Here is an 8128-nt window from a genome sequence, read left to right as displayed (position 1 = left end):
AGGCGGCCGGCCGGCGGCAGCACCTGCCGCCGGCCGGGTGCCCACGGGGCGCCATACCGCCCTTCACGCGCGGCCTTCCAGGTCGTATACGGGCGGCCCGGCCCCGGTTTCGGCCCGTCACCCGCGAAGGACGACCCATGGCAGGCGGCTGCGCGATCTACATCGGCGACAACCCGATGCAGCAGCGGACCAACCCGTTCGGCAAGGACATTGCCAACCGCGGGATGTTCCGGGCGCTGATCGAGCACGGTCCGTGGGACGATCAATTGTTCCTGGTGCACAACCGGGCCGACGACGCGGCGCTGGCGGGCAACCTGTTCGGCGACGCCCCGGTGCCGAAGCCGGTGCGTACCACTTCGGTCTTCAACCACGGCGAGATCGCCGCGCGCGGCACCCTGTTCCGCGGTCAGTCGAAGCTGGCGGACCTCGGCTGGCTGCGTCGCGAGGCCGACGACCGGGCCTACAGCCTGGTCGGCCTGCTGCACTCGCTCGGGCCGCAGGCCATGCGTGCCTACACCGCCGAGGTGGTGACCAGCCCGGTCGAGCCCTGGGACGCCATCGTCTGCACCTCGCCGACGGTCGAGCGGCACCTGCGGGCCCTGCTGGAGGAGACCAGCGACTATCTGGCCTCGCGGCTGGTCGAGCCCGGGAGCCGCCATCGCCGGCCGCTGCCCCGGCTGCCGGTGATCCCGCTCGGAGTCGACGCGCCGGCGCTGGCGGACCGGGCGGATCGCGGTCGCCGGGCCGAGGCGCGGGCTGCCTTCGGGGTCGCCGGCGACGCCTTCGTCCTGCTGTGGCTCGGCCGGCTGTCGTTCTACGAGAAGGCCTACCCGCAGGCGATGTTCGCAGCCGCCGAGGAAACCGCGCGGCGCACCGGCCGCAAGGTCGAGTTCCTGATGGCCGGCTGGTTCCCGGACCCCGAGCGCGACCGCCGGATCTGGGCCGAGGCGGCGGCGCTGTATGCGCCGAGCGTCACGGTCCGGTTCCTGAACGGCAACGACCCGGCGGTGCTCGACCGGATCTGGGCGGCGTCCGACGTGTTCGTCTCGCTGGTCGACAACATCCAGGAGACCTTCGGGATCACCCCGATCGAGGCCATGGCGGCCGGCCTGCCGGTGGTGGTGAGCGACTGGGACGGCTACCGCTACACCGTGCGCCACGGAGTCACCGGGTTCCGGATCCCGACCCTGATCGCACCGGACGGGACCGGCGGCCTGATCGCCAACCGGCATGCGCTGGGCATGGATTCCTATCAGCACTACGTCGCCCAGGTGGCCGCCCATGTGGCGGTCAGCGTCCAGGCGACCGCCGACGCGCTGTGCGCGCTGGCCGGGAACGAGGATCTCGCCCGGCGGATGGGGGAGGCGGCCCGCGAGCATGCCCGCGCGACCTTCGACTGGCCGGTGGTGGTGGCGCAGTATGCGGCTCTGTTCGACGAGCTGGCCGCGATCCGCCGGTCGGCCGACGGCCACGAGACCGCCGGCGCGGCGCGCAGCAACCCGGTCCGCAGCGACCCGTTCGGGGCGTTCGCCGGGTTCGCCAGCGGCGTGCTCGGCGCGGCCACGGTGTTCCGGGCGCCGTCCCGGACCGTGCCCGGCGACGCCGAGCGCCACCATCGCGCGGCGCTGAACAACGTCACGGCGGTGTGGCGGTTGACGCCGCAGGCGACCGACCGGATCCGCGCGATGGTCGCCGAGCGCGGCGGCCTGCGGGGCGACGAGATCGCGGCCGCCTTGCCCGGCGTGCCGGGCGACGTCCTGGCCCGCCACCTGGCCTGGATGTGCAAGGTCGGGCTGCTGGACTGGGACCTGCCGCCGATCATGGAACTCGACCGGCCGGATTCGTAAGGGGGGCGGCGATGGCCACCGACTACCAGCACAGCATCCGGCGTCGGGCCCTGGAGATCCTGGGCGAGCAGGAGAGCGACGTCGGCGACCAGCTGTACCGTACCCTGCGGCTGCTGGCCCGGTACCGTTCGACCCTGGTGGCGAACACCCTGTTCGCGCGCGGCGGCGACAAGGTGCGCAGCGGCCCGTTCGCCGGCCTCGCGGTGCCGCGGCAGTCGGCCGAGGGCTGCCTGGCGCCGAAGGTGCTCGGGACCTACGAGAGCGAGCTCCACCCGGTCATCGAGCACGTCGCCGCCCGCGGCTACCGGACCGTGGTGAACATCGGGTCGGCGGAGGGCTACTACGCGGTCGGGCTGGCGCTGCGGCTGCCGCAGGCGACGATCAGGGCCTACGACATCGACGACAACGCGCGCCGGATGACCCGGGAGCTGGCGGAACACCACGGGGTCGGCGACCGGGTCGTGGTCGGCGGCGAGTTCGCGCATGCCGACTTCCAGGCGCTCGATCCCGAGACCAGCTTCGTGTTCTGTGACATCGAGGGGGCGGAGGTCGACCTGATCGACCCGTCGAGGGCGCCGAACCTCGCCCGGCTGGACATGCTGGTCGAGCTTCACAACCTGCCGGACATCCCGACCTACCAGCGCTTCATGGCGCGGTTCAGGGACAGCCACCGGCTCGCGGTGATCGAGGCCGGCAGCCGCGACATCCGGGCGTTCCCGGAGCTGCGCGACCTGGAGCACCTGGACCAGCTGCTGGCGTTCTGGGAATGGCGCCGCGGCCCGACGCCGTGGCTGATGATGTCGGCGATCCGGTCCTGACCGGCGCCGAACGCCTCACTCCCCGGCGGGCGGACGCTGGGCCGTCGCCGGGTGGTGGTCGACCGACGGGATGATCCCGATGTCGAGGAGGCCGACCATGCTGGTGTCGGCGTCCGGCAGCACCTGGAACATCACCGCGTCCAGGATCCGGTGCAGCGACTTGCGCTCGCCGTCGACCAGGCCGTTGATCCCGACATTGATGAAGTAGGTTCCGGGCAGGAAGCTGCACGGGAAGTCGAAAGTGAGCTCCAGCCGCTCGCCGGCTTCGAGATCGAGCATGCTGTCGTGCAGCCGATGGGTCGCCCGGCCGGCCAGCTCGACGCCGGTCTTGGTCTTGAACAGGGTCGCGAACCGCACCTGCCGGCAGTCTTGCTCGACCGCCACCCCGTAGCGGACCCGGTACATCCGGCCGCGCGACAGCTGGTTCACCCGCTGCCCGTTCACGGTCTCGATCCGCGGATCGACGATGCGGGCGCCCAGGCTCTCGTACTCGACCCGGCTCTGGCTCTGCAGGTTCTCGTCGAGGCCGGACCGGATCTCCGGCTGATCGTCCTGCTCGGCGGCGGCCGCGGTCAGGATCTCGGCGCGGACCCGCTCGCGGTCGTCGGCCGGCGCGTGGGTGAGCCGGTAGTAGTTCGAGGCGACCAGCTTCGGCTCGCCGGCCACCAGCACCTCGCCGCGGTCCATCAGCACGGCCCGGTCGCACAGCTGGGTGATCATGCCCATGGCGTGGCTGACGAACAGGATCGTGGTGCCGCGCTCCTTGAGCGCCTCGATGCGGGCCAGGCACTTGCGCTGGAAGCCCTCGTCGCCGACCGCCAAGGCCTCGTCGACGATCAGGATGTCGGGGTCGACGCTGGCGGCGATCGAGAACGCCAGCCGCACATACATGCCGCTGGAATAGGTCACGACCGGCCGGTCGATGAACTCGCCGAGCCCCGAGAACGCCACGATGTCGTCGTAGCGCGCGTCGATCTCCGCCTGGCTGAGGCCCAGGATCGAGGCGTTGAGGTAGATGTTCTCGCGGCCGCTGAACTCCGGGTTGAAGCCGGCGCCGAGCTCCAGCAGGGCGGCGGCGCGGCCGCTGACCGACACCTGGCCGCCGGTCGGCTGCAGCAGGCCGGCGATGATCTGCAGCAGGGTCGACTTGCCGGACCCGTTGCGGCCGACGATCCCGACCGTCTCGCCACGGCCGATCGTCATGCTGACCCGGTTCAGCGCGACGAAGGTCTGGTAGTAGCGCTTGCGGCCCATCGACAGCATCTGCAGCAGCCGGTCGGTCGGACGCTTGAAGATCGGGAAGACCTTGGTCAGGTCGTCGACCACGATGGCCGGGCCGTCGGCCTGCACGGCGACCTCAGAGGACATCGGCGAAGCCCCGCTTGGTACACTGGAACCAGTAGGCGCCGAGCCACACCACCGCACCCGCGACCGCGCAGTAGATTGCGAAGCCGCGCAGCGACGGCAGCACGCCCCACAGCACCAGGTCGCGGGTCGCCTCGACCGGCAGCGAAAGCGGGTTCAGCCAGATCAGGGTCTGCAGGGTCGGCGGCAGGGTCTCGACCGGAAACAGGATCGGGCTGCCGAACAGCATGATCGTCGAAACGATGCCGATCAGGTGGCCGACGTCGCGCAGGTAGACCCCGATCGACGACAGGAACCACGACATCCCCAGCACGATCCCGACGAACGGCAGCCACACTACCGGGACCAGCAGGGCGGTCGCGGGGATGCGGGCCTCGAAGACCAGCAGCGCCAGCAGCAGCACGAGCAGGTTGAAGCCGAGCGTCACGACCGCCGAACCGACCGCCACCACCGACAGGGTCTCGAGCGGGAACACCACCTTCTTCACGAAGTTGACGTTCTCCAGGATCAGCGTCGGCGAGCGGGTGAGCACCTCGGTTATGAAGAAGTGCAGCATGAGTCCGGAGAACAGCACGATCCCGTAGTTGTGCTCGACGTTCGGGACGCGCGACGGGAACCGGATCTCGAGGATGGCGCTGAACACGTAGGCGTACACGGCGAAGGTCAGCAGCGGGGTCAGCAGCGCCCACAGCATCCCGAGCGCCGACTTCCGGTAGCGCGAGTGGATGTCGCGCCGGATCAGTTGCCGCAGGATCGTGCGGTTCACGAGCATCGAGCGGACGATCCCGGCCGGCGTCGCCAGGAAGCTGGGCCGGGGGATCATGGCGCCGGGTTCCGGACGGGAGCCGGGCCGGCGGCCGGCCGACCGGCCATCGGGCCGGTCTTCGGGAAGGCGTTCATCGCGCCGGCTCGATGCCGATGCGCTCGGCCCACAGCTGGCTGATGGTCATGAGCCACAACCGCCATCCGGATATCGCCTTCCCGTCGGCCAGGATGCGCTGCAGGCGAGCCATCGCCTGCGGGTTCAGCATGCCGGTCCGTGCCGTCCGCTCGGGGGTCAGGACCGCCTGGACGAAGCCGCGCAACGGGCCGTTGAGCCAGCGTCCGAACGGAATGCCGAAGCCGCGTTTCGGCACCTCGTCGAAGCCCGGCGGCAGCAGCGGGGCCGCCACGTCGATCAGGACCCGCTTGATGCCGCTCGTCCGGTAGCTGTCGCGCATCGGCGCCGCCGGGATGCCACGCGCCAGCTTGGCGTCGATCGGCAGCGACAGCGCCAGGTCGATCACGTGGGTGTCCAGGTAGGGAACCCGGACCTCCAGGGAATGCGCCATCGACATCGCGTCGATGTCGCGCAGGAGCTGGTTGTTGGTATAGCCGCGCAGGGTCAGCGCGGTGATACGGTCGACGGTCTCCGACTGACCGAGCTCGTCGAGCGCCGCATAGTCGTCGCGGTGGTTGCGGCCGCTGGCGGCGAGCAGCGACGGCGCGATCAGCTGGTTGACGTCGCTGGAAGAGAAGGTCTCGTGGAACCGCCCGGCCGACTCGGCATAGGCGGCGAGGAAATCGCCGCCCGACCCGTAGCGGAGCATCTGGGCGTGCCACGGATAGCCCATGAACAGGTCGTCGCCGCCGGTCCCGGAGATCGCGACCTTGACGTGCTCGCCGGCCGCCTTGGAGACGAAGTAGGTGTTCACGCCGTCGATCGACGGCTGGTCGATGGCGTCGGCGATGCGGTCGATCTCGTTGCGTACCATCTCGTGGTCGATCTCGAGGCGGGTGTGCTTCGTGCCGAGATGCTCGGCGAACCGGCCGGCGATGTCGGTTTCGTCGAACGCCGCCAGGTCCTTGCCGAAGCCGACCGAGAAGGTTCGGACGTTCTTCCCGACCTCGGCCGCCATCAGGGCGGTCAGGGTGGCGCTGTCGACCCCGCCCGACAGCAGGGCGCCGATCGGGACGTCGCCGATGAGCTGGGCGTGCACGGTCTCGCGCAGGGTCTCCGCCATGGCCGCGACCTGGTCGCCGTAGTCGGCGGTCCGCATTTCCGACCGACGGTCGACGCCCAGGTGCCAGTAGCGGTCGACGCGGACGTCGCTGCCGCGGATCGTCACGCTGTGGGCCGGCCTGACCATCGACACGCCGCGGATCAGGCTGTCGGGCTGATACACCGAGCCGTGCTCCAGCAGGCAGCGCAGCGCCCGGGGCTCCACGACCCGCGGGATCACCTCGCTCGCCAGCATCGCCTTCATCTCCGATGCGAACACGTAGCTTCCGTCGGTGCCGCGGCCGAACAGCAGCGGCTTCACGCCCATAGGGTCGCGGGCCAGGAACACCGTCGGATCGTCGGGATCGTCGCGCAGGTCGACGAAGGCGAGCGCGAAGATCCCGCGGATGCGCGGCAGGCAGGCCGGGCCGTAGTGCCGGTAGAGGGTCAGGATGACTTCGGTGTCGGAGGTCGACCGGAAGCTGTAGCCGAGCTCCTCGAGGTGCCGGCGCTCCTCGGGCGCGTTGTACATCTCGCCGTTGTAGACCATCCAGACGTCGCCGTCTGGGCTGGCCATGGGCTGGTGGCCGCCCGGGCTCAGGTCCTGGATCGCCAGCCGGGTCATGCCGAGGGCGATCCGGCCACGCCGATAGGTGCCGCGATCGTCCGGACCGCGATGCCGCATGGCGGCGACCATCCGGTCGATCGCCGCCTCGTCGCTACGCCCGCCAATGATCCCGCAAATCCCGCACAAAACTGTCGATCCTCGTGGTTACAGAAACGCCGTGCAGAGCGTCTCGAAGCGGCGGCGGCCGCGATCGTACATCAGCGCGTTGTCCGTCTGCGCGGCTTTCACGCGTGCCAGTTCCCCGGTCGAGAGACCGTCGTCCTCGGCGCCGGACGATCCGACGTTCTCCCGCAGCACCGGCAGATCGATTCCGAAGATCGCCCGGAACAGCGCGAGGCTGGTGTCGTACTGTTCGGCGAGGCCGACGAAGGCGAATCGCTCGAGGTCGATGCCGCCGAGGAAGGCGGCGTAGATCTGCCGGTGTTCCGGCAGTTCGGCGAGATCGCCCGGTCCGACCGCCCCGGCACGGATCCCGGCCGCGATCGGGTTCGGGGCGTTCGGCGCCCGGCGCCAGTGCCGGTACTGCGACAGCGTACGGGCCACCGGCTCGCGCAGGAACACGGCAAAGCGCGCCCGCTCGCCGAGAGGCAGGTACTTCGAGGCGATGAAGTGGCCATGCACCGCGTCGTAGTCACGAACCAGCCGGTCCGGGTCTGCGCGCACCTCTGCGGCGCTGCGGGACCGGCGGGCGTCGTGCTCCGGCCCCTGGGCGAGCGGGCGGTCGTCGTAGTCGAGCAGCAGCCGCGTGCCGAGCGCCCGTTCCAGCCCGATCCGCAGGCTGGTGCCGGCGGTCTTCGGAATGTGGACCGAGACGATCATCGCGTCCGCCGGCCGCGGGAGCGGCGGCCCGTTGCGGAGCGCGGTCCGGGGCGATGACGGGCACTGAAGCAGGGCACGCGCAAAGCTACTCCTGTGGGGCGACCGGCAACGGCGGTTCGCGGGTGGCAGTTGGTAGCGCAGTCGTCTGGCCGGGACAACCGGGAGCCGGCCGGGCGAGCGCGATGGCGCCGTCCGGCGCCGGGCGGCTTTGTGAAATTGAACAAAATTAACTGTAAGTCTTCTTGATCTTGCTGGACAATTGTGTTTATGGGCCCAAAGGCTTATGGTTTTCACCGAAGCATGGCTCTGACGCGGCGGCCACTCGAATGTTCGATTTCCTGAAGATCGCGAACAAGAAGCCGACCCGACGTCCGGTGCGTCTGCCCGGGCGCTCGTCGGCGCCGGAGTCGAAGGGCACGGTCAAGATCGACAGGTTCGTCTTCAACGTCCGCGAGCTGAACAAGAAGGGCTTCATCATCGATCCCTATGACAAGGACCTGATCATCACCGGTCAGCGGTTCCGGTTCGAGATCGATGCCCGCGACGGGGAAGACATCTACAAGGGCCGGGCCGAAGGGGTCGTGACCAAGATCGCCAGCGGAGCGCTGGCCGCCGCGTTCGTGACCAAGTTCTTCTGAGTGGGCCGTCCGGGCCACGGGCAGCGAGTTGT

Annotated in this window: 7 protein-coding genes; 3 read left to right on the top strand and 4 right to left on the bottom strand. The window is 69.9% G+C overall.

Going from position 1 to position 8128, the window contains the following annotated elements; all coding sequences use genetic code 11:
• The first annotated feature begins 137 nt into the window (after positions 1–137).
• Together IE246_RS09330 and IE246_RS09325 are read left to right on the top strand one after the other, a co-directional pair.
• Complete coding sequence (locus IE246_RS09330) at positions 138–1847, top strand: glycosyltransferase family 4 protein (RefSeq protein ID WP_189988666.1); 1710 nt, start codon at positions 138–140, stop codon at positions 1845–1847.
• Between the two features lie 11 nt (positions 1848–1858).
• Positions 1859–2665 carry a class I SAM-dependent methyltransferase gene (locus tag IE246_RS09325; protein ID WP_189988665.1) on the top strand — a complete coding sequence of 269 codons (807 nt, stop codon included), beginning with the start codon at positions 1859–1861 and terminating at the stop codon, positions 2663–2665.
• Between the two features lie 15 nt (positions 2666–2680).
• Here the strand turns inward: IE246_RS09325 and IE246_RS09320 are convergent, their stop codons facing one another.
• The 4 genes from IE246_RS09320 to IE246_RS09305 form a co-directional block, all read right to left on the bottom strand.
• Complete coding sequence (locus IE246_RS09320) at positions 2681–4033, bottom strand: ABC transporter ATP-binding protein (RefSeq protein ID WP_189988664.1); 1353 nt, start codon at positions 4031–4033, stop codon at positions 2681–2683.
• A complete protein-coding gene (locus IE246_RS09315) occupies positions 4023–4853 on the bottom strand; it encodes an ABC transporter permease (protein ID WP_189988663.1) in 831 nt (276 codons plus the stop codon). Before IE246_RS09315 ends, IE246_RS09320 begins: the two co-directional genes overlap by 11 nt.
• A gap of 73 nt (positions 4854–4926) precedes the next feature.
• Positions 4927–6765: an asparagine synthase (glutamine-hydrolyzing) gene (gene asnB / locus IE246_RS09310; protein ID WP_189988662.1), complete on the bottom strand. Its 1839-nt coding sequence runs from the start codon at positions 6763–6765 to the stop codon at positions 4927–4929.
• Between the two features lie 18 nt (positions 6766–6783).
• Positions 6784–7458, bottom strand: a complete 675-nt coding sequence (locus IE246_RS09305; RefSeq protein ID WP_189988661.1) for a sulfotransferase family protein — start codon at positions 7456–7458, stop codon at positions 6784–6786.
• Between the two features lie 326 nt (positions 7459–7784).
• Between IE246_RS09305 and IE246_RS09300 the strand changes: the two genes are divergently transcribed.
• Positions 7785–8096, top strand: a complete 312-nt coding sequence (locus IE246_RS09300; RefSeq protein WP_189988660.1) for a hypothetical protein — start codon at positions 7785–7787, stop codon at positions 8094–8096.
• The last annotated feature ends 32 nt before the right edge of the window (positions 8097–8128 follow it).

The sequence above is a fragment of the Thalassobaculum fulvum genome (genome assembly GCF_014652915.1).
GTDB classification, from domain to species: domain Bacteria; phylum Pseudomonadota; class Alphaproteobacteria; order Thalassobaculales; family Thalassobaculaceae; genus Thalassobaculum_A; species Thalassobaculum_A fulvum.
This window is presented reverse-complemented; position numbering and strand designations above follow the sequence as displayed.

What these genes read in the sequence shown, in the direction of transcription:
- IE246_RS09330 (WP_189988666.1), top strand. Translation starts at nt 138, where the DNA reads ATGGCAGGCGGCTGCGCGATCTACATCGGCGACAACCCGATGCAGCAG.
- IE246_RS09320 (WP_189988664.1), bottom strand. Translation starts at nt 4,033, where the DNA reads ATGTCCTCTGAGGTCGCCGTGCAGGCCGACGGCCCGGCCATCGTGGTC.
- IE246_RS09305 (WP_189988661.1), bottom strand. Translation starts at nt 7,458, where the DNA reads ATGATCGTCTCGGTCCACATTCCGAAGACCGCCGGCACCAGCCTGCGG.
- IE246_RS09325 (WP_189988665.1), top strand. Translation starts at nt 1,859, where the DNA reads ATGGCCACCGACTACCAGCACAGCATCCGGCGTCGGGCCCTGGAGATC.
- IE246_RS09300 (WP_189988660.1), top strand. Translation starts at nt 7,785, where the DNA reads ATGTTCGATTTCCTGAAGATCGCGAACAAGAAGCCGACCCGACGTCCG.
- IE246_RS09315 (WP_189988663.1), bottom strand. Translation starts at nt 4,853, where the DNA reads ATGATCCCCCGGCCCAGCTTCCTGGCGACGCCGGCCGGGATCGTCCGC.